This window comes from Streptomyces sp. bgisy159, assembly GCF_057707805.1.
In genome coordinates this window covers 84,226-104,768 of sequence record NZ_JBYIQX010000027.1, presented here as the reverse complement: position 1 = coordinate 104,768, position 20,543 = coordinate 84,226, and the positions used below count along the sequence as shown (strand labels likewise).

Sequence of the window (20,543 nt, the reverse complement as noted above, 5' to 3'; positions counted from 1 at the left end):
TGATCGTTGACTGGTTGTCAGTGCAACGCCCGTCCCCACACCGGGAGTTCGGGCACGCGTGCGATGACGGGCCACCCCTCGCCCCCCTTCGGTGGGCCGCGGCCCTCTTCCCCCCAACCCCCTGACCAAGGCGTGACGATGACAGCAGCAGCGGAACTGCCCAGTGGGATGACGTTGAAGGTGTACCGGCTCGGGCCGGACGGGACCCGTACAACGATGCGGGAGAAATCCGCGGTCATCCCGGCGAAGGTGCCCGATCTCACGGGAGCGTGGCCCAACTGCCGGTGCCCCCACCACCGGGGGAGGCCCGCTCGATGAGCACCCGCGCCGCGGTGTTGTACGTGTGCGTCGACCAGGTCCGACCGGCTTCGAAGGTGCCCGAAGAGCGGGCTGTTGAGGAGGGCCGCGCGTTCGCGGAAGGGCGTGGTCTGCGCCTGGTGGATACGGTCACCGACCCGTACGGGGAGCCGGACCCTCAGCGCCGCGAGGGCTGGCGACGTGTGTGCGAGATGGCCGCGCGCGGCGAGATCACCGACGTCATCACCCGTTGGCCTGCTGCCCTCGCCCCCGAGTCCCACCCTGAATTCCGGCTTCGCGAGGCGGAGACCCTGGCCGAGCACGGTGTCACCATCAGCTACTCGTGGGAGCCGCTGGCGGCGCTGCAGGCGGCCCCATGATGCTCGACGGCTTGGACAAGGAGCTGGCTGAGGCCACCCGGCCGACGCGTCGGCGGCGAACCCGGATCGGCTGGCGGCAAGTGACCGTACAACTCCTCTTCGCCGTCTCGGTCACCGCCTTCGTGCTCGCCGTGCTCGCCTATGGCGGCGCCGACTGGTGATCTCCGGCGGCCGGACGGTGCTTCCCCTTCCTGCCCGGCCGCCGGTCTGACTCCGTCCCGCCCCGTGGCCCCACTCCCACGCCAGGCCACGTGGGCGGGACGGCGCAAGGTTCTGTCCCGCTTCCCTCGTCGAGGAGGCTCCACAATGCCGCACGCCGCCCTGCCCGAACCCGGAGCACTGTTCGAACTGGCCGCCGACCGTATATGCCGTGTGGCGGCCGAGGAGTGGCCCAGCGAGTCGGTGACGCTCGGCGCTCACGTGCCGTCTGTCACCGGCTACGTCCGCCGGGTGCACCTCGGCGGCCGTGAGGTGTTCGCGAAGGACTCCGTCCTTGGCCTCTCCCTGGTCTCCGTGCTGCGCGGCGTCGCCGGGGACGGAGACCAGGTCAGGGCCGCGCAGGCTGCCTACGCAACGTCGCCCACATCGCTGCTGGCGCGGGAGGCCGCGCAGCTCCGCGCCCTGGACGCCGCCGGAATCCGGGTGGGTCGCTGCGTCGGCTACCGGCAAGGAGTGCTGTTCACCGAGGCCGTGACCGGGCCGAATCTGCTCGACCTGATCGCCAAGGACCCCGCCCGAACCGCTGCCTTAATGAGCGGTGCCGTGCGCTCTCTCGCTTCGCTTCAGTCCCCGGCGGTGGCGGCTGTGGCCGATGAGGCGGCAATCGCAGAGCGCGGCATCGACACCACGTTCCGCCGGAAGTTCAACGGCATCTCCGGCCGCGCCTACGTGGCACGGCTCGGCGTCGACCTGCTGGAGGAGCGCATCCGCCGGGGTGCGGTGGCCGTGCTAGCAGTAGTGGTGTCCCGTCTGCTGAAACTCCGCCTCACCCCTGCCCCGGGCCCTCGCATGGTCGTGTACGGGGACCTGAAGCCCGAACACGTCCTGTTCCCGGACGGCCCCGACGAGCAGCCGGTGTTCATCGACCCGGGACTGTCGCGCGGGGGCTCTCACCAGGACGCCGCGAAACTCTCCTCCCGCGCGCTCCTTGCCGTGATCGCTGCGCCGCCGGTCGACGGTGCCACCCTGCTGGTGGAGGGCATCGACGCCTTCATCCGCGAGCAGGCCCGGGGCATCGGTCGCACCGAGCGCGGGACGTGGCTGCGCCGGGTGATGGTCACATGGCTGATGGACAGCGTGAACATCCTGTCGACGTACCTCGCCGCTCCGTCCGCGCTGCCGTTGCCGGAGCACGCCCAGGCAGTCGTCGACTCCGCCCCGGCGCTGTGCCAGGTCCTGGACTCCATCAGCACCACACTGACCGCCGGGACCGAGCCCGAGTCGGCCTGGCGCCTGGCCCTGGCCTGCGTGACCCGGGCGGCCACCCGATGAGCGGGGGCTACACGGTCGGCGTCATCGGCGCCGGCGCCATCGGCCAGACGGTCGCGGCCCTCCTGGCTGTCGAGCCGTGGTGTTCCCGGCTGCTGGTCACCTCCCGCACAGCCGAGGCCGCGCACGGCCTGGTGACCGATCTGGAAGACGCCCGGCAGCTCACAGCAGGCGCCCGCGCGTTCACGGCGGCGCACGCCGATATGGGCGACGCGGACGCGCTGGTGATCTGCCCTCGCGCGACGTTCACCAACACCCGCACAGCGGACGTGCGCATGGCCGGACTCGCCGCGAACGCCCCCGTCATCGCAGAGTGGGCCCACACCCTGACCGGCTACCCGGGCACGGTGGTGATGGTCACCAATCCGGTCGACGTGCTGGCCCGCTACTTCGCCGAGCTGTCCCGCGCGCGCCGGGTATTCGGGATCGGCTCCGCCACGGATACCGCCCGCTACCGGCTCGCACTCGCCCAGCACCACGCCGTGCCGGTCGACACCGTGGACGGTTACGTGATCGGCGAACACGGCGACGGCGCCGTGATCTGTGCATCGTCGACCACCATCAACGGACGCTCCGCCACAGTGCCGCTCGACATCGTGACGGCCGAACTCCGCGACCGGCCACGCCGGATCAACACCGGGATCGGACGCGTGCGCAACGGCCCGAGCGCCGCCGTGGTGTCTGCCCTGCGCAAACTCCTGGCCGTCGAGGACGGCACGGATGTGCTGTCCGTCAACCGCGATGGTGTCTGGCTCGGAATCCGGTTGCAGATCACCGCCGGTCAGCCCACCGTCACCCCCCTGAGCCTGAACGAACGGGAAACCGCCCAGTTCACTGCCGCCCGCACCAAGTTGGGCGCCGCCTACCGCACCATCAACCGCGAAGGAGCACCCTCGTGCCGCTGACCGCAACCCACATCGCCACCGACACCGCCACCGTGACGGTCGCCTCCCAGATGGAGGAGATCACCGACTGGTCCCGCCGCTACTTCGGCCCCTGGTGGAATGCCACCCCCGCAAAGCCCCCCACGGGCGCCGGCATCGCCGAAGGCAGCGGCGCCCTGGTCCTCGCCGACACCGGCCCCAACCGGGTGGACGAGGTCGAAACCCTCATCCACGACTACGGGTTCGCAGAGACCGACTACGCCAGCGCCCGCACCCTCGTATCCCGACACGACGGCGTCACGCACGCCGTGCAGCCCGACGAACGCCTCGCCTACCAGGCCGACCGGCACCGCCTCACCATCGTCGGCGAACAGCCCAAACCCGTCGCCGTCGCTGCCGCTCGCCTCGCCCGCGAACTCGTACGCGCCCAGCTCCTCGCCGACGGCTGGACCGTCCTCCACGCCTCCGCCGCCGTCAAGGACGGCCGCGCGGTGCTCACCCTCGGCGACAAGGGCGCCGGGAAGACCACCACGGCTCTTCTTCTGGCCCGCCAGGGGTGGGGGCTGCTCGCCAACGACCGTGTGTTCGCCCGCCCCGAGGCGGACGGAACTGTCAAGGTGCTGCCGTGGCCGTCGGCCGCCGCCATCGGCCTCGGCCTGCTCGATGCGACCGGCCTGTACGACCAGGTACGCGAAAGGGTGCTCGCCGGCGAACAGCTCCACCCCACCCAGCACCCGAGCGTGACCGAAGCCCTGAGCGACGGGCGCCGAGAGCCCGTGTGGCGCGCGGACGGCAAGGAACTCAAGCCCCAGTTCTTCCCCGACCAGCTCGCCACCTGGCTCGGCCTCACCCTGGCCACCGAAGCCACCGCGGCCGGGCTGCTCTTCCCCACGGTGAACCCTGAGGCGTCTCCGGCTGTGCTCGGAGACGACCGCGCCCTCACCGAAAGCGACGTGTTCAGCACGACGACCGAGGACCGCTACCCGGACATCTTCGGCCTCATCCCAGCCACCGCATCGGACAACGCCACAGCTCTCGTTGAGCAGCTTGGTCGGCTGCCTCACCGGTCACTCATGCTCACTCACGACGCCGCTGCGAACAGCGCTCTCCTGGCCAAGACCGCCGACGACATCGCGGTCGTCTAGCCCGACCGGCCATCCGGTACATCGGCCGCCCGCCCACCTCCTGCACTGGGCGGGCGGCCCCACACGCCTCTCGTCGGCGCTTCCCTCCATCCGCCATGAGATTCGTCGACGAAACCGAGCCCCTACCCGACCAACTTCATATAAGTCCTCGATCTCCGTGTACGCCGACGCGGTGATCTGCGTGTTCTTTCAGGGTCTGCCACTGTGTCATCCGTTGGCTGTCCAGATCCGTGGCCGCGTGACCCCTACGTCAGGGATCAGCTGCGTCGGGGACGTGCCGCTGTCGTGCCAAGTTGGTGGGCGAGGCTCGGTGCAAGGTTGGCAGAGGCAGCAGGCTGCCCCGGTCGCCCGATCGCGGCCATGCCGGCTTGGGCGGCACGCGCTTGCTCGCTGGGTGCCGGCCTCGTGCCGAGGCGTTGGATGCGCCAGGTCAGGGTTCTGGCAGGTGAGCGAGCGTCGTCCAGTGAGCGCTGACGGGCGGCGTGCTGGAGGAGCTGTTGGGGGTCGTGGCCTGCTGTCTCGGCTTGGGTGAGAGCGGCGGCCAGTGCTGGCCAGGCGGGGTCTGCGAGGACTTGCTCGGCGTGGTCGGGCAGGACGGCTCGTAGGTGCCGGGCGTGGCGCAGGTGGCCTGCGCTGGGCCAGGGCGGACAGTGGTTGAGCCGCTGCCTGCTCGTAGGCCGCTTGGAGGTGGACCAAGGTCTGCTGGGCAGCGGTGACCTGCTGGTCATGGTGGCGGGCCTGGTGCCAGCGGGTGGCGGCGATCACGACCAGGACGGCGATGTCGAGGAACATCGCCAGCCCGCTCCCGTCACCGGCGGCCGGTGTCGTGCGTAGCGCGCGTACGGCGCCGCGCAGGGCGCGGGCCTGGTCCTGCTGGTCCCGAATGCGGGAGCGGGAGGCACGTTCGAACGCGAAGGCAGCCTGCTGGAGCTGCCGGAACAGGTGGTCGGGGACGAGGAGCGGCAGGACGTCGAGGGCCTCGGCGAAGGCCGCGACGTGTGCCTGGGCGACGGTGTCGTCGCTCTGGTCGAGGTGGTGGGGGATGCGTTCTGCCGCCGCGGTGGCCTGGTGCCAGGGGTTCGTCCTGCGTCGGCTGCCCGGCTCGGTTGCGGGTGGGGGTTCGATGCCGGTGAGGCGCTCGCGGATTTTGGGGAAGGACAGGTCGGGGGCGAGATGGGAGCCGGAGAACCAGACCGGCTCGCCGGCGGCGTTGGTGTCCGACCTTGTAGCCGCGTATGTCCCCGGAGGGGAAGTGCTGGACGTCGACGCGGACCCCGTCGACACCGTCGAGGAGGCGGAGGAACTCTTCCGGGCTGGCGGTGATGGACACCAGCTGGCGGACGGTGGTGCGCAGTTGTTCACGGGAGGTTGTCTTGCGTCCTTGGCGGCGGGCCTTCTCCTGCTCGGCGCGGGTGGGCCGCTTGGCGGCGGTGCGGTCCCCGCGCACGACTTTGTACAGGCCATATTCCTTCTCGATGGTTGCGAGTTCGCGGTCGGCGGTGAGGTAGTCGTTCCAGTGGCGTGCGGTGCGCAGGTCCGCGCGGACCTTGGTGGCGGCGATGTGGATGTGGTCGGGGGCGTGGCGCACGGCGACCCAGCGGCAGCCGTCCGGATCGCCGTCGGGTGCGATGCCGGTGGCAGCCACGACGCGGCGAGCGATGTCGGCCCACTCCTCGTCGCTCAGGTGCCGGTCGCTCTCGGCGGCCCGGATCGAGCAGTGCCACGTGTGCTTGTCGGGTGCGCGGCCGAGCCGCCGGGCCTGCTTGACGTGCAGGTCGAGGTCGGCCACCAGGAGCCTCTTCGTGGTGTCGAAGTCGTCGGCGCGGCCGGGGTCGGGGGCGAAGCCGTCCCAGGAGGCCACCAGGTGCGGGTCGGTGTGGTCCTTGGCCTTCTTGGTGTCGAAGAGGTAGCGGATCAGGCCGGCGGTGTCCTTGCCGCCGCTGATCTTCGCGATCATCGGGCCGCCTTGTGGCTGACGGCCTGGTTCGCAGCTGCCGCGATGTGGCGCACTGCAGCGCCGACGGCGTCCAGAGTGCGGTCGGTCTGGGCGAGGAGGGCGCTGTCGACAGGTTGTGGATGGCCGCCGGAGTTGAGCTTCTTGGCGATCTGGTTGACGTTGCGGCCGATGGTGGCGACCTGCTCGCGCAGGGCGGTCAGCTCGTCGATGTAGTCGTCCAGCTGGGTGCGTTGGCCGGGCACAGTGAGGTCACCTTCAATGTGGGCCAGGGTGACGGCGGCGACGTAGTGAGCGCCGCTCAGGTTCAGCGACGTGGCCTTGGCACGGATTGCGTCCCTCTCCTCAACGCTGTAACGGGCATCGACGCGCTTCTTGCGCCGGCCGCCTGGATCGGGTTTGCGGCGTTGGGCGACTCGATACAGAGCGGCTGCTTCGGCGGCGCGCGGCAGGGGCACGGCAACGGCGACGGGCTCGGCGTCAGAGTGTTTCTTCTCCTCCTCCTCGGACACCCCCTGGTGCCCGAGTGCCTCCGCCACCCCTGGGGCGGAGGCTTCCCCGTGGGACCGGCCTGTGGACGGTCCAGCGGGATACCTTGCTGACGCGGTGGTGGTTGCTGTGGTCGTGGTCATCTCCTTTTGCGTGGTGGACAGTTCGTGCTGTGGCGTGGGCATGGCGACCTACTCGGTGGGATGTGGATCGGGGAGGGCGGTGATGTCGGGTCGACTCGTCGCCGAAGGGAGACTCGTCCCCGCGCTGACGTGCGCGGGGACGAGAGATGCGGGACGCGGTTGGCAGTGGCCGGTGGTCAGGAGGCGATTGCCGCTGGCGCGGTCGCGCTCGGTTTGGCTGCTGCGGCTTCGTCGAGTTCGGCCTGGAGCGCGTCCTTGACGCGTTCCGCCTGGTCCTTGCCGATCGTGCGGCCGGTGCTCCGAACCGCGTCCTCGATGTGGCGGCGTGAGGCTTTGCCTCCGCGTCCACGCGGCGCACGGCGGGCGAGGGCGAGCAGCTCGGTATCGACGGTGTCCGACTCCTCTGTGTCGGACGCAGGGGAAGCGGCGGAGGCATCCGCCACATGGGAAGCGTCTTCCGCCACCTCTGGCGGGGCGCCCGCCACCTTGAGGTGTATGGGCAGCTGAACGTCCGAGGTGGCGCCGCTGGTTACCGGGTCGGTGTCTTCCCGATCGGCAGCCAGCGCGAGGTCACTCTGGATGATCTGGTAGAAGTGCACCGCGCCGGCCAGCGCGAGCGGCGGGAGCGCGGAGAGCACGGCTACGGTCCAGTCGTTGAGCTGCAGACCGCCGCCCAGGGCCTGCTGGTTGAGACGTACGGCGTGGAGCGCGTTGGCCCAGATGCTCAGCGCGGTCGCCAGGCTGACGAGGAGCCACACGTACAGGCGGGCAGCCTTCGACGCGGTGCGTACCAGGAGCAGGGTGCCGATGCCGATGGCGATGAACCCGTCGATGACGAGAGGGAAGCCGATGGCGAAGAGCGGGCGGATATGGGCGGCCACGGCCATCTGGCACAAGGCGTCATAGGACAGGACGAAGCCGATCGTGCCGAGCAGGGCGATGCCGAAGCGGATGGCGCCGGTCTTGGGTACGGCGGACTCGGGTGTGGTGGGTTCGTGCGGGGGCAGGGGAGACCTCCGGTGGGTGGGGGCACCTGCGGGCAGGCCGGCAGGGGGGCAGGGTGCTGTGGCTGCGAGGTGCTGGGACTCGTACCACTCGTCGCGTGCCTGGTCAGCACAGGTACGAGTGGCGTGGTGATGTCGAGACGACTCGTTGCGGGCTGTTCACTCGTCCCCGCGCTGACCTGCGCGGGGACGAGTGATGCGAGTGGTGTCGAGTCAGGCTGCGGTGCCAGGCAGCGGCCCGTCGGCTGACGAGGCGGGCGCGTCCGCCGCCTTCGGTTCGGGGCAGTAGCGCGCCCAGGTGTCGAGGAATTGGTTACGCGCGAAGCCCTTGGCCTGGGTGCCGTCGGGGAAGCGGCGGTTGGCCGAGCCGATGCCGTAGGGCTTCAGGAGCAGCTGCAGTCCGCGCGGGGTCAGCCCGTTGGCGCCGTATTCCGCCCACGGTGCTTCCCTGTCCGCGTTCAGGGACTCCAGCAGGTGCTTCGTGCTGAGCACGGCGGGATCGCCCACAGTGGCGAAGGCGCGGCGGATGCCGACGAGGAGGCGGGTGCGCAGCCCGCCCTCCTCGTCCTGGCCGGCCTCGTAGTCGGTCATGGTGCGGCAGGCGGTGCGTGCGAGCGCGGGCCAGTCGCCCCCGGCGAGGTCGGCGATGATGACCAGCGGTTCCCAGGTGTCCGCCGCGCGGTCCTCGACCGGCATGGGCGGCTCCATCTCCATGGCCCGTGCGTACAGCGGCTGGAGCCAGGCGTGGAGGCGGTCGCGGATCGCGTTCAGGGCGGGGGTGTCCCGGCCTGTGCGGAAGGAGGCCACCTTCTCGCCCGCCGCGCGGCGGCGCATGCGGATGACCACCGCCCGGTCCTGGATCGTGTCGGGCAGGTCGCCGATCCCGGCGAGTGCGGCCATGGCGAAGGTGGGGAACTCCTGCACCTGGTGATCGGGCCCGGATACCCGCAGGGTGGGCCGGCCGCGCTGGTGACCGGCATTGATCAGCCCGCGTACCTCCTCGTTCTTCTCCGCGGCCCTGGGGCTGCTGAAGAGCGTGTCGGCCTCGTCGACCAGGAGGGTGGGCGGGTCGTCCCCGTCGATCGACCGGAAGATCGCCGCCGCGCTGGCGTTGACCGTGATCAGGCGGTTGTGCACCGTCTCCGTCACGATGTCCAGCAGGCGGGACTTACCGCACCGCTTCTCCGGAGCGACGATCGCCAGGCGAGGTGCGTGCTGCCACGCGCGCTGCAGATGCGTCGCAGCGATCCACAGCGCCACGGCCGTGACGGCCTCCTCGCTCGGCATCGCCACGTACCGCCGGAGCTGCGCCCGCAGGGCAGCCAGGATCTGCGCGCCCTCGGGCAGTGGCCCTGCTGAGGCCGCGCCGTCGCGGTCCTGGTCTGCGGGAGGTGTGGCGGGAATGGCCGACTGGCCGGGAATGGCGACGCCGGGCGGCACGTCGGGCGTCGAGGTGGGGGCGGTGGGGGACGTAGGTTCGTCCACAGGCGTTCCTCTCTGGTGCGGCTGGACGGGCAAGGTCCGGCCGCACCGGTTCGATCGTTCTGGCAAGGGCGATGAGGCAGGGACTCCCGCGGCTCCCGGCGGTGGCTCGCCGGGAGCCGCTTCGCTGTCCCGAGACGGGTTTCAGACCGCGAGGTCGTACGTGGCCTGGGCGTTCAGCCAGGCGTCCACCTCGTGCCAGCGGTAGCGCAGGTGACGGCCGACCTTGTGCACGTTGGGGCCGATGCCCCGGTACTTCCACTGGTAGAGCGTCTTCACCGGCACCCCGAGGTACGCGGCGACCTCTGCGGGGGTGGCCAGCGGGCCGCGCCTGGTCGCATCGGCGGTGGCGGCGGGGGTGCGGGTGTGGCGGGCGGAAGGGTTCGGCACAGGGCTCCTTTTCGGTATCGGTCAATCGGGCCTGGACAACAAAGCCACAGCGTCGGCGAAGAAGTCCAGTGTTTACTTTGAAACTCCGTACAGCTTCTCGGCATGGCCCGATGGCAAAACAGTAAGGGCGGATCCCCGGTTGCCGAAATCGCTGTCAACCGGACCCCTGATTTCCGCCCCCCTGCCCTGACGGGGGAAACATAGCTGCTCAGGGCATACGCTGGCCCGACGGACCCAGCGTGAGGGGACACCTTCACCCCAGCCCCGCTTACTCAAGAAAAATGGAATATAGGTAGTCGCAATCACTTTTCTCAGGTAGTTGAGCAAACTATTGCCACGGCGGCCGATTGCAGGCTAAAGCTATCTGTCATGCCAAACCGACCTGTCGAAATAGGCCCCGCCGGCCTCCACACCGCCCGCGCCATCGAGCACCTACGCCTCGTGCGCGGCCTGACCCAGCACCAGCTCGCCGCCCGCTGCACCGCACTGGGCCGCCCGATGACCAACACCGCCCTCAGCCGCACCGAGCGCGCCCGCCGCCGCTGCGACATCGACGACCTCGTCGCCATCGCCACGGCGCTCGGTGTTGCTCCCACGACCCTGCTCCTGCCGCTCCCGTCGGCGTCCCGTGATGACCGGAGGGGGTGCTAGTTGGCGCGGGTCTGGATTGAGGACCGCATAGGGCACGCGGCGTACGTAGAGGCCGTGGCGGGAGCCAAGCGGGCCGGGCGTACGCCACCGGGGCGCTACCGCGTGCGCTGGTACGACCCCGACGGCAAGCCGAAGATGAAGACCTTCGCCCGCAAGGTCGACGCCGAGGCGGAGCGGACAAGGATGGAGTCGCGTCTCAACGACGGCTCCTATCGCGATCCCGCAGCCGCGCGGGTGAAGTTCGCAGAGGTGGCGGAGTCCTGGCTGGCGGCGCAGCTCCACCTCAAGCGCTCAACCCGGGCTCGCTACCGCGGTGTTCTCGACGTCCACGTGATCCCTAAGTGGGGCACCGCCCCGCTGGACCGCATCCACTTCGAGGACATCGCCGAGTGGCTCGCGGATCTGCAGTCCGGCGAGGCGACCGGCGGCAGGAAGCTCAGCCCCCGGTCGGTCCGCAAGGCGTACGTCGTCCTCAGCCGCGTTCTCGGCTACGTGGTCAAGGCCCGTCGTCTGGCGGCCAACCCGGCTGTCGGCGCGCCTCTGCCGAAGGCGATGCCCGCTGATCACGTGTACCTCGACGACATGCAGGTCGACGCGCTGGCTAACGCGTCAGGCGCCTACCGGGTGTTCATCCTGCTGCTGGCCTACACCGGACTGCGCTGGGGCGAGGCATCTGCGCTCAAGGTGGGCCGCGTCGACCTGGACGCCTGTCGGGCCCACATCGTGGAGGCGTACGCCGAGGACAACGGCAAGCTCTACCTCGACACCCCCAAGAACCACGAGCGCCGGTCCGTACCGATCCCGCGGTTCCTGGCCGACGAGCTGAAGCCCCGCGTCAAGGGGAGGGGAGATGACGACTTGCTCTTCACCGCCCCGCAGGGCGGGCCGCTGCGGGCCCGCAACTTCCGTCAGCGGTTCTTCGCGCCGGCGGTCGTGAAGGCCGGACTGGGGCACATCAAGGTCACCCCGCACAAGCTGAGGCACACGGCAGCCTCGCTCGCCATCGCAAGCGGGGCGGATGTCAACGTCGTACAGACGATGCTGGGCCACAAGTCCGCGACGCTGACCCTGGACACCTACGGGCACCTCTTCCCCGACCGCCTGGACGAGGTCTCGAAGAAGATGCACAAGCGCCGCTCCAAGCAACTGGCCAAGGCGAAGGCCAAGCTGGAGAAAGCGGAGAAGAAAGCCCGCATGGCTGCCGAGGCCGTGGCCGTCCTGGAGGATCCCGCGGCGTGATGTGTGCCAAATCCGTGCTGTCTTTGACAGCAGGGGTCGCTTCAGGCGCGGCGGAACGCCCCCTGCTGTCAGGCTGCTAGGGCAGGTCGCGGCGGACCAACGCCTGAGCGAACGGTTCTCCGGTGGCCCGGGCGTAGGCCATCCGCTCGCGCACCTCACTGAGAGTGCAGGGGCGGTAGCCGGGGCCGCCGCAGCAGCTCTTGTGGAAGCGCACACCGGCGTGCAGCAGCACGGAGAGGGTGCGCCAGGCGGCGGTGTCCCGCCTCTTGGGTGCCGCGAAGGCGGAGCCGACGTGGATCAGTGGTTCGGTGCAGCGTGGACAGACCCGGTCGTGGTCGTGGTAGCCGGGGTAGGGCTGCTTGTACGAGGCCCGGCAGGGCAGGCAAACGTACGAGGTCTTGGCATGGGCCATGCGGGAAGGGTAGAGCCACTACAGGGTCGGGCTCGACAGATTTCCGGCAGCCTGCGCAGGCCCTTCAGTAAGAGGTGGGGCGACGATGGCCGACCGTACTCGCTTCTACTCGCCTCTTCGGAGTGCTGCGTCGACGGCGTCAGCAGCATCCCTCGCGGCCAGCTCGCTGATCTCTCTGGGGACCTCGCGGTCGTCGTACACGAAGAGTCTTGCGTCGACGATGTGGGTCTTCGGTTGCCAGCCGAGACGACGGCCCGCCTCGCGTGCAGCACGACGGACGTCCTTGAGTTCGCCCATCTCCTCAAGATCGCCGCTGCTCAGAATCAGCTGCCCGTGGTAGCCCCGGTAGCGAGGCTTCAGTGAAGCCCGCATCAGGCTCTCCAAGCGGTCGACCAGCTTGTCGTGCCGGCGCCGGGCCAACTCGTCCTTCGCGGGCATCTCGCACAGCTCCCCACCTCTGCCCGCAGCCGCATGTGTGCCATATGTGTGCTGCGAGGAAGAAGGCCCTCCCGTCCGACGGACGGAAGGGCCTCTGACCAGGTGTTTCTTTGTGCCCCCGGCAGGATTCGAACCTGCGACACCCGCTTTAGGAGAGCGGTGCTCTATCCCCTGAGCTACGAAGGCGGGGCTTGGTCGGAAACGGGTTCTGGCAAGCCCTGAGCGTCCTGGTGCCGACGGCTGCCGCGTGAGCCGGACGGAGCCGGGCGTCATGCGGCAGCGCCTGCTTGGGCGCTCGATCGACAGGGTACCGGATCGGGGCTGGGCGGAGGGCGGTGTGGGGGTCGGTGCGGGGTCGCGGGAGGGGAAGCAGGCCGGTGGAGTGGCGGTGCAGGGGCGCCCGTTGGCGGGCGGCGGTGGTGTCCTGCGGTCGACGGCCTGGAGTCGTACGGCGATGTTCATGCGGGTGCAGGTCCCCTCGGGGGCCCGGGCCTTCGGCCGGGGACGGGAACCGGACAACGGGAGGAGAGGGGGCACGTCGGGGGTCGTGCCGTCGCTAGGCTTCGGAACGAGGTCCACCGGGCTCGTCGCGGACGGTGAAGGGATCGCATGGCCGGCACACCACTGGCGTTCTGGCGGAAGGCGGGCGTGGTCGGGGCCCTCATGTTGTCGGCCTTCGGCTTCAACACCACCGAGAATCTGCCGATCGGCCTGCTCAGACTGATGGCCGAGGACCTCGACGTCTCCTCGCAGTCCGTGGGATACCTCGTCACCTGGTACGGCCTGACCGTCGCGCTCGCCTCCCTGCCCCTGGCGCACGTGACCCGGCGTACGCCGCGCCGGTTCGTGCTCAGTGGCGTGCTGGCCGTGCTCTTCCTGTCCAGTGTGCTGCCCGCGCTGGTGTCCTCCTACGGGCTGCTCGTCGTCGCCCGGGTCGCCACCGCGCTCGCGCAGGCGTTGTTCTGGGCGGTCATGGGGCCGGTCGCCGTCGGCCTGTTCTCCCCCGGGGTGCGTGGCCGGGTCATCGGGGCGCTGTCGGTCGGTGGCGCGCTGGCCACCGTCGCCGGGGTGCCGGCGGGCAACTGGCTCGGTCGGCGTACCGACTGGCAGGTGCCGTTCGGGATGCTCAGCGTGATGGTGCTGGTGGCCCTGGTGGCGGTTGCCGTGCTCCTTCCGACCACCCGCCCCGAGGAGGGGCACGCCGCCTACGGGGCCGAACCGGACGCCCGCCGCTTCGCCGGCGTCCTCGCCGTCACCGCCCTGTCGGTCACCGGGGTCTTCGCGGGCTTCACCTACCTCGTCGACTTTCTCCAGGACGCCGGGCGGTTCTCCGGAGACGCGGTCAGCGGGCTGCTGGGCGCGTTCGGGCTGGGTGGCTTCGTGGGCGTCACGGTGGTCGGCCCGTTGCTCGACCGCTTTCCGCGGGCCACGCTGGCCGTGCCGGTCGCCGTGCAGGCGGCCGCCCTGCTCGCGCTGTACGCCGACGCCCACGACAAGGTGACGGTGAGCGTCGCCCTCGCCGTGCTCGGCACGGCGGTCGCGCCGGTCTTCATGGCCGCCCAGAGCCGCGTCCTGCGTGTGGCTCCCGGCCGTACGGAGATCGCCCTGGCAGCCAACTCGGCGGCCTTCAACCTGGGGGTGGCCGCGGGTGCTCTGTGCGGTGCGCTCGTGCTGCACGTGCTCGCGGTGCGTGAGACCTTCCTCGTCGGGGGCCTGCTGAGCGTCGCCGCCTTGATGATCCTGGGTGCCGAGACCCTGCTGCCCGACCCCGCCCCGGCTCCGGTAGGGGAGGGCGGTGCGGCCCGGCCCGGTGAGCCGCTGGATGCCGTGCCTTGACCGTGGAGTTCGGACGCGGGCTGTGGCTGGTGTGAGGGGCGGCCGTGTGGTCCGCCGTCCGGTCGTGCAGTCCGCCGCCCGGGCCGCTGCCCGATGGGCCCGGTGAGGCCCGGCGGGGCCCGGCGGGGCCTCGTCAGCCGCGGGTGACCCGTACCCGGTAGCCGCCGTCCAGGCTTCCCTCCGCCACCGAGATGCGCAGGTCGTGGCGGGTGTCCTGGAAGGTCTCGCCGGGGGTGAGGGGGGCGTCGGAGAGTTCGGCGTGGACGTTCGGCATGCGGGTGCAGCCGCCGCTGTCACGCCGGGCGTCGTGGACGGTGACCGGGCCCATGCCGGTGTCGACGGACGCGTTCACCTTGTAGATCAGGATGCCGGGCCGGCACACCGCCTCGTCGTTGCCCTCGGCGGTGCGCAGTTCCACCGCGTAACCGGAGCGCGGGCTCACCGGGACGAACACCAGCTTGGGGCCGCCCGGCCGGGCCAGCGGGGTCAGGGTGTACTCCGTGGTGCCGCGCTCGGCCGCGCAGCCGACCTGGTCGGCGTCCAGCCAGCCCAGCTTCCACTTGTGCCAGCCGAGCAGGTCGTTGTTGGCCCCCCAGTCCTCGCTCATGATGTCCCAGTGGCCGACCGCACCGCCGCCGTCCTGGGTGTAGAGGTCGGGAAGGCCGAAGACATGGCCGTTCTCGTGCGGCAGCACGCGGTAGCCGGTGCGGTCGTAGGAGCCGGAGCCGTCGTCCTGGCGGGAGTAGACGAAGGAGGCGTTGGCGATCGGTACCCCGTCGGCGGTCGGCGCCTCCGTGTTGCCGGCGAACGTCACCGACAGCACCGTGTCCAGGGCGGAGGGGCCCGCGTTGGGGGTGACCAGGACGTTCAGCAGGTCGTAGCGGCGGAAGTCGACCTCATGGTCGGCCGCGGCGACGATGTCCTCGACCAGCTTCCGGTAGCCGGGCTCGAACGGCGCGCCGCGCTCTATGCCGTACGCCCGGAACGGCTTGGGCATGCGCAGCCAGTGCGGGACCGGGGTCTCGGGGACGTAGTCGAGGCGGCCGTACGACGCCGTGCGGAACCACTCCCGGGTCTGCGGGAAGAACTCCTGGAAGCGGCTCATCGCGAGGCCCGCACCCGGCGCGTCCGAGAAGTCGATCATCAGGTTCAGGGCGTGCACCCGGCCGGTGGAGCGGGAGTAGCCGCCAGGGGTGGGGAAGCCCTCGGACATCTGCACGGCCGTACCGCCGCCGATCATGCAGGGGGCTAGGGAGGAGAGGCGGGCCGGGGAGACCGGGCCCGGACCGGCGACCGTGGGATTGGGCGTGGGGAGGCGTCCGGAGCTCGCCGCGCTGCCGACCGCGAGAGTCAGCGCGCTCACCACGGTGAGCGCGGCCGCGCGGCGGGGGCGTATCCGTCGGCTGCCGGGCAGCGGTGGCGGCGACTGCGGCTGCATACGGGGCCTTTCGGTCCGGGCAGCCCAGGTCACCGGCTGCACCCTTGCGATCACCCTGTGCCGGGGGGCGCGCGGGCGCGCGTTGAGTCGGCCGATCGGGGGATACCGGCGAGTATGTGCATAGTGACGCAGGTCACATCAGAAAAATCCCCGCGGCGGAAATTACCGGGGACCCCTTCCCCGTTTAGCTCAGTGTCCGACTGAAACGGGGAAGCGTTCCCCGGATCGGGCGGACGCGCACGACGCGTAGGACACGCAGCAGCACAAGCAGTAAGCAGTACGAGCAGCACAAGCAGTACGAGCAGCACAAGCAGTACGAGCAGTACAGGCAACGCAAGCAGTACGAGACACGAAAAGGCGCGGCTGGCGGCCATTCCGCCCGCCGCCCACCACCCTTCATCAGGAGACCGACGTGCAGACCGTGACGAACCCGGCGCCCGAGGCGCGTAGGGCCACCCGGCCGCGTGCCGACGCCCTGCGCAACCGGGAGCGGATCGTCACCGCCGCCCGGGAGCTCTTCGTCGAGCACGGACCCGACGTCCCGCTCGACGACATCGCCCGCCGGGCCGGTGTCGGCAACGCCACGGTCTACCGCAACTTCCCCGCCCGCGACGCGCTGGTGCGCGAGGTCGTCTGCTCGGTCATGGACCGCACCACGCGGGCCGCCAAGGAGGCGCTCGCGGAGACCGGGGACGCCTTCGACGCGCTGGAGCGCTTCGTGCACACCGCCGCGGAGGAGCGGGTCAGCGCCCTGTGTCCGATGATCTCCAGCACCTTCGACCAGGCCCATCCCGACCTGGAGGCCGCCCGGGAACGCGCCGAGCTGCTGATCCAGGGAGTGATGGACCGCGCCAAGGCGGCCGGACAGCTACGCCCCGATGTCGGTGTCGGTGACGTGATGCTCGCGGTCGCCCAGCTCAGCCGGCCCCCGGCCGGTGCGCAGTGCCTGAGCGTCGACCGGTTCGTCCACCGCCATCTGCAGCTGTTCCTGGACGGGTTGCGGGCCCCGGCCCGCTCCGACCTGCCCGGTGCGGCCATGACCATGGAGGATCTGCGCCGGACCTGACCGATGACTGCCGGACCTGACCGATGACTTCCGGCCCCGAGCGATGACTTCCGGCCCCGGTCGATGAGTTTCGCGCCGCTCGGCCGTCTGTCCCCCGGAGCGCCCGTGGGCGTCCCGGTGACGGACACCAGTCCTGATCTTCCCGTCGTCCTGAGCCTCCGCGACCTCCGTCCTTCTCGTCCTCGACCTCCGTCCTTCTGTTCTTCTCTTCCGTTCCTCTCGTCCGTTCCTCTCCGTCCTCCTGTCCCGATCAATCTTTCCGTCACAGAGCTCCGAAGTGGGTACCCCCATGTCTGCAACAGCCGAAAAGGCTTCCGGCGTGCCTGACCTGGCGCCGGATGCGAACCGATGGAAGGCGCTCGCCTTCATCGCGCTCGCCCAGCTGATGGTCGTCCTCGACGCGACCATCGTGAACATCGCGATGCCGTCCGCCCAGCACGACCTGGGCATATCCGAGGGCAACAAGCAGTGGGTGGTCACCGCCTACGCCCTTGCCTTCGGTGGCCTGCTCCTGTTCGGCGGCCGCATCGCCGACCTGTGGGGCCGCAAGCGCGCCTTCGTCACCGGTCTGGTCGGCTTCGCCGCCGCCTCCGCGCTCGGCGGTGCCGCCACCGAGCAGGCCATGATGTTCGGTGCCCGCGCCCTGCAGGGCGTCTTCGGCGCGCTGCTCGCGCCCGCCGCTCTCTCGCTGCTCGCCGTGATGTTCACCGACGGCAAGGAGCGCGCCAAGGCGTTCGGCATCTACGGTGCCATCGCCGGTGCCGGCGGTGCCGTCGGCCTGATCCTCGGCGGCTTCCTCACCGAGTACCTGAACTGGCGCTGGACGTTCTTCGTGAACATCCCGTTCGCCGTGGTCGCCGCGCTCGGCGCGTACTTCGTCATCCGTGAGCCGGAGGGTGGCCGCAACCGCAACCCGCTGGACATCCCGGGCGTCCTGCTCTCCACGCTCGGCCTGGTCGCGCTGGTCTACGGCTTCACCCGCGCCGAGTCCGAGGGCTGGGGCGATTCCCTGACCGTCGGCATGTTCGTCGCCTCCGCCGTCCTGCTGCTCGCCTTCGTCGTCGTCGAGTCCAAGGTGCGGGCGCCGCTGCTGCCGCTGCGCGTGGTCACCGAACGCAACCGGGGCGGGATCTACCTCTCCCTGGGCCTGGCCATCATCGGCATGTTCGGCCTGTTCCTCTTCCTCACCTACTACCTGCAGATCGTGAAGGGCTACTCGCCGGTCAAGACCGGCTTCGCCTTCCTGCCGATGATCGCGGGCATGATCACGGGCTCCACCCAGATCGGCACCCGGCTGATGACCCGGGTCCCGCCGCGCCTGCTGATGGGACCCGGCTTCCTGGTCGCCGCCGTCGGCATGCTGATCCTGACCCAGCTGCAGGTCGACTCCTCGTACGCGACCCTGCTGCTGCCGGCGCAGCTGCTGCTCGGGCTCGGTATGGGTACGGCGTTCATGCCGGCCATGTCCATGGCCACGCAGGGCGTGGAACCGCGTGACGCGGGTGTCGCCTCGGCGATGGTCAACACCTCGCAGCAGGTGGGCGGCGCCATCGGTACCGCTCTGCTCAACACGATCGCGGCCTCCGCGACCACCTCGTACATCACGGGCCACATCGCGTCCGCCGGTACCCCGGCCCAGCAGAAGCTGGTGCAGCTGGACGGCATGGTGCACGGCTACACCAACGCCATCTGGGTCGCCGTCGGCATCCTGGTCCTGGCCGCCGCGATCGCCCTGACCTTCGTCAACGCCGGCCGGCCCGGAACCGGTGTGGTCGCCGGCGCCGGTGAGGGCGTCGAGGACGAGCTGGCGGTCCCGGTGGTCGCGCACTGAGTGGCCGCGCGCTGAGTGGCCGCGCAATGAGTGGCCGCGCGCTGAGTGATCGAGTACTGAGTGGTCGAGTACTGAGTGGCGGCGCACTGAATGGTCGTACACCCGGTGGTCGTACAGCCAGTGGTCGCGCAGCCGTCGGTTGCACACTGAGGCGCCGCCGACCGTCGTTCCCCTCGGGGCGCTGACGGTCGCGGCCCCGGTACCCCTTCGGATGGACCCGCGTACGTCAGAGGGAAGGGGACGCCCTCGACGTACGCACCCGGGACCTGCCCGGGCTCCGCGGAGGTTCTTCAGCGGAGCCAGGGCAGGTCCGCGCCCGCATCCTCGGGCTGCAGGCCCTCGGCGACGATCTGCATGATGTCGCCGAGGGCCTTCTGCTGGTCCGGGGAGAGCCGGTCGAACAGCGCCTGCCGTACGGCGGCCACATGGCCCGGCGCGGTACGGCGCAGCACCTCCAGTCCTGCGTCCGTCAGCACCGCGAACTGACCCCGCTTGTCGTCGGGGCAGTTCTCGCGACGCACCCAGCCGTTCTTCTCCAGCCGGGCGACGGCGTGCGAGAGCCGGGACCGGGTGATCTTGGACTTCCTGGCCAGCTCGGTCATCCGCAGTCGGCGGTGCGGGGCTTCGGCCAGGCCCACCAGCAGGCCGTAGTAGATGTGCGGCATGCCCGCGTCGCGCTGCAGCTGCCGGTCGAGATGGTCTTCCAGGAGCGTCGTGGCGTGGAGGTAGGCGCGCCAGACCTGCTGCTCCTCGGCGGTGAGCCACAGCGGTCCGTCGCCCTCGGGGGTGGCCGACGTTCCTGACATGCCGGACGCGGTGGACGCGGTGGACGCGGCGGACGCGGCGGGTGCGGCGGGTTCGCCGGTGACGCTGGGCGCGCCGGACATATCGGATGCGCCGGATGTGCCGGACGTGCCGGACGCGCCGGGAGTGTCCGGTGCGTCGGCTGCGTCGGGTCTGTCGGATGCGCCCGGAGCGGATGTGGATGGCCTGTTCATGTATCCACTGTAAGCACAGTCTCCTTGAACTTTAAACAAACCGGGCGTAGGGTATGACTCCGTTAGTGCTTAAGTTTTAAAGCACGCAGCACGTCGTGTGTGAGGGAGTCACCGCCATGCCCGCCGCCGCCCCCGACCGCATGCCCGCCCTGTACCTCAGCCACGGCGCCCCGCCCCTCGCCGACGACCCCGTCTGGCCCGGCGAACTCGCCGCCTGGGCGGCCGGCCTGCCCCGCCCCCGCGCGATCCTGATGGTCTCCGCCCACTGGGAGGAAGCCCCACTCGCCCTCGGCGCCGTCGAGACCGTCCCGCTCGTGCACGACTTCTGGGGCTTCCCCGAGCACTACTACCGGGTGACCTACCCGGCCCCGGGTGCCCCCGCTCTCGCCGAATCCGTACGCAGGCTGCTGCGCACCCCCGGAACGCCCGTGCAGGACATCCCCGACCGCGGCCTCGACCACGGGGCGTACGTGCCCCTCGTCGAGATGTTCCCGGCCGCAGACATCCCCGTCCTTCAGGTGTCCATGCCGACGCTCGACCCGGTGCGGCTGATGGACATCGGCCGCCGCCTCGCTCCCCTGCGTGACGAGGGCGTGCTGATCGTCGGCTCCGGCTTCTTCACCCACAACCTGGCCGCGCTCCGGCAGGGCGGTGTGCCCGCATGGTCGGCGGAGTTCGACGACTGGGGCCGCCTGGCCCTGGAGAACCGGGACTGGGACGCCCTGCTGGACTTCCTCCACGCCTCCCCGGCCGGCCGCTACGCCCACCCGCGCACCGAGCACTTCGCCCCGCTGTTCGTGACCATGGGCGCGGCCGAGGCGGCCGGCGACCTCGCGGAACAGAAGTCGGTGATCGACGGGTTCTGGATGGGGCTGGCCAAGCGGTCGGTGCAGTTCGGGTGAGCGCTGTGACGGGGGGCGCCGGGTGCTGTGGCGGGGTCGCCACGTGCCGAGGCGGGGTCGCCGAGTGTTCCGAGCG

General features: G+C 70.5%; 20 protein-coding genes, 1 tRNA gene and 1 pseudogene. 12 read left to right on the top strand and 10 right to left on the bottom strand.

The features are described from left to right. Window positions 1-314 precede the first annotated feature (314 nt). The 5 genes from AC3ET3_RS24240 to AC3ET3_RS24220 all read left to right on the top strand — a co-directional run bounded on the left by AC3ET3_RS24240 (window position 315) and on the right by AC3ET3_RS24220 (window position 4,194). Window positions 315-677, top strand: coding sequence for a hypothetical protein (locus tag AC3ET3_RS24240; RefSeq protein ID WP_030053565.1), 363 nt, complete (start codon window positions 315-317; stop codon window positions 675-677). Between the two features lie 11 nt (window positions 678-688). Further along, window positions 689-838 (top strand): hypothetical protein, encoded by a 150-nt coding sequence (locus tag AC3ET3_RS24235; protein ID WP_435612871.1) that lies wholly within the window; start codon window positions 689-691, stop codon window positions 836-838. A gap of 145 nt (window positions 839-983) precedes the next feature. Further along, entirely contained in the window at window positions 984-2,168 is a 1,185-nt protein-coding gene (locus tag AC3ET3_RS24230; protein ID WP_435612870.1) for a phosphotransferase, read from the top strand. Continuing rightward, window positions 2,165-3,070 carry a lactate/malate family dehydrogenase gene (locus AC3ET3_RS24225; RefSeq protein WP_435612869.1) on the top strand — a complete coding sequence of 302 codons (906 nt, stop codon included), beginning with the start codon at window positions 2,165-2,167 and terminating at the stop codon, window positions 3,068-3,070. The genes AC3ET3_RS24230 and AC3ET3_RS24225 overlap by 4 nt, the downstream gene beginning before the upstream one ends. Next, the gene (locus AC3ET3_RS24220) at window positions 3,061-4,194 is read left to right on the top strand and encodes a hypothetical protein (protein ID WP_435612868.1); all 1,134 of its coding nucleotides are present in this window, start codon (window positions 3,061-3,063) and stop codon (window positions 4,192-4,194) included. The genes AC3ET3_RS24225 and AC3ET3_RS24220 overlap by 10 nt, the downstream gene beginning before the upstream one ends. 257 nt (window positions 4,195-4,451) lie before the next feature. On the opposite strand, the pseudogene AC3ET3_RS24215 reads toward AC3ET3_RS24220, so the two are convergent. The 5 genes and pseudogenes from AC3ET3_RS24215 to AC3ET3_RS24195 form a co-directional block, all read right to left on the bottom strand. Continuing rightward, window positions 4,452-6,151, bottom strand: a pseudogene (locus AC3ET3_RS24215) (relaxase/mobilization nuclease domain-containing protein). Further along, window positions 6,148-6,660 (bottom strand): plasmid mobilization protein, encoded by a 513-nt coding sequence (locus tag AC3ET3_RS24210; RefSeq protein ID WP_435612867.1) that lies wholly within the window; start codon window positions 6,658-6,660, stop codon window positions 6,148-6,150. Before AC3ET3_RS24210 ends, AC3ET3_RS24215 begins: the two are co-directional and overlap by 4 nt. A gap of 296 nt (window positions 6,661-6,956) precedes the next feature. Further along, window positions 6,957-7,667 carry a DUF2637 domain-containing protein gene (locus tag AC3ET3_RS24205; protein ID WP_435612866.1) on the bottom strand — a complete coding sequence of 237 codons (711 nt, stop codon included), beginning with the start codon at window positions 7,665-7,667 and terminating at the stop codon, window positions 6,957-6,959. A 330-nt stretch (window positions 7,668-7,997) separates the two neighbouring features. Continuing rightward, complete coding sequence (locus AC3ET3_RS24200; protein ID WP_435612865.1) at window positions 7,998-9,269, bottom strand: DUF3631 domain-containing protein; 1,272 nt, start codon at window positions 9,267-9,269, stop codon at window positions 7,998-8,000. Between the two features lie 141 nt (window positions 9,270-9,410). Continuing rightward, a complete protein-coding gene (locus tag AC3ET3_RS24195; protein ID WP_435612864.1) occupies window positions 9,411-9,656 on the bottom strand; it encodes a helix-turn-helix transcriptional regulator in 246 nt (81 codons plus the stop codon). A gap of 369 nt (window positions 9,657-10,025) precedes the next feature. On the opposite strand from AC3ET3_RS24195, the gene AC3ET3_RS24190 reads away from it, so the two are divergent. Next, window positions 10,026-10,307 (top strand): helix-turn-helix domain-containing protein, encoded by a 282-nt coding sequence (locus tag AC3ET3_RS24190; RefSeq protein WP_030052133.1) that lies wholly within the window; start codon window positions 10,026-10,028, stop codon window positions 10,305-10,307. A gap of 54 nt (window positions 10,308-10,361) precedes the next feature. Further along, window positions 10,362-11,546 carry a tyrosine-type recombinase/integrase gene (locus AC3ET3_RS24185; RefSeq protein WP_435612863.1) on the top strand — a complete coding sequence of 395 codons (1,185 nt, stop codon included), beginning with the start codon at window positions 10,362-10,364 and terminating at the stop codon, window positions 11,544-11,546. A 76-nt stretch (window positions 11,547-11,622) separates the two neighbouring features. On the opposite strand, the gene AC3ET3_RS24180 is transcribed toward AC3ET3_RS24185, so the two are convergent. The 3 genes from AC3ET3_RS24180 to AC3ET3_RS24170 form a co-directional block, all read right to left on the bottom strand. Continuing rightward, entirely contained in the window at window positions 11,623-11,958 is a 336-nt protein-coding gene (locus AC3ET3_RS24180) for a deoxyxylulose-5-phosphate synthase (RefSeq protein WP_435612862.1), read from the bottom strand. A gap of 105 nt (window positions 11,959-12,063) precedes the next feature. Continuing rightward, a complete protein-coding gene (locus AC3ET3_RS24175; protein ID WP_435612861.1) occupies window positions 12,064-12,396 on the bottom strand; it encodes a hypothetical protein in 333 nt (110 codons plus the stop codon). Between the two features lie 113 nt (window positions 12,397-12,509). After that, window positions 12,510-12,582, bottom strand: a tRNA-Arg gene (locus AC3ET3_RS24170). 423 nt (window positions 12,583-13,005) lie between these two features. On the opposite strand from AC3ET3_RS24170, the gene AC3ET3_RS24165 reads away from it, so the two are divergent. After that, the gene (locus AC3ET3_RS24165) at window positions 13,006-14,232 is read left to right on the top strand and encodes an MFS transporter (RefSeq protein ID WP_435612860.1); all 1,227 of its coding nucleotides are present in this window, start codon (window positions 13,006-13,008) and stop codon (window positions 14,230-14,232) included. A gap of 133 nt (window positions 14,233-14,365) precedes the next feature. Here AC3ET3_RS24165 and AC3ET3_RS24160 read toward each other — a convergent pair whose 3' ends face one another. Next, window positions 14,366-15,670, bottom strand: coding sequence for a M6 family metalloprotease domain-containing protein (locus AC3ET3_RS24160; RefSeq protein ID WP_432156328.1), 1,305 nt, complete (start codon window positions 15,668-15,670; stop codon window positions 14,366-14,368). A 412-nt stretch (window positions 15,671-16,082) separates the two neighbouring features. On the opposite strand from AC3ET3_RS24160, the gene AC3ET3_RS24155 reads away from it, so the two are divergent. Together AC3ET3_RS24155 and AC3ET3_RS24150 are read left to right on the top strand one after the other, a co-directional pair. Continuing rightward, the gene (locus AC3ET3_RS24155; protein WP_432138494.1) at window positions 16,083-16,736 is read left to right on the top strand and encodes a TetR/AcrR family transcriptional regulator; all 654 of its coding nucleotides are present in this window, start codon (window positions 16,083-16,085) and stop codon (window positions 16,734-16,736) included. Between the two features lie 289 nt (window positions 16,737-17,025). After that, window positions 17,026-18,567 (top strand): MFS transporter, encoded by a 1,542-nt coding sequence (locus AC3ET3_RS24150; RefSeq protein WP_432138493.1) that lies wholly within the window; start codon window positions 17,026-17,028, stop codon window positions 18,565-18,567. A gap of 290 nt (window positions 18,568-18,857) precedes the next feature. On the opposite strand, the gene AC3ET3_RS24145 is transcribed toward AC3ET3_RS24150, so the two are convergent. Then, the gene (locus tag AC3ET3_RS24145; RefSeq protein WP_432138492.1) at window positions 18,858-19,373 is read right to left on the bottom strand and encodes a MarR family winged helix-turn-helix transcriptional regulator; all 516 of its coding nucleotides are present in this window, start codon (window positions 19,371-19,373) and stop codon (window positions 18,858-18,860) included. Between AC3ET3_RS24145 and AC3ET3_RS24140 the strand changes: the two genes are divergently transcribed. Beyond that, window positions 19,372-19,578, top strand: a complete 207-nt coding sequence (locus tag AC3ET3_RS24140) for a hypothetical protein (protein WP_435612859.1) — start codon at window positions 19,372-19,374, stop codon at window positions 19,576-19,578. The two genes, AC3ET3_RS24145 and AC3ET3_RS24140, sit on opposite strands and share 2 nt — an antisense overlap. A gap of 103 nt (window positions 19,579-19,681) precedes the next feature. Next, window positions 19,682-20,467, top strand: a complete 786-nt coding sequence (locus AC3ET3_RS24135) for a dioxygenase family protein (protein ID WP_432138490.1) — start codon at window positions 19,682-19,684, stop codon at window positions 20,465-20,467. Window positions 20,468-20,543: the final 76 nt, after the last annotated feature.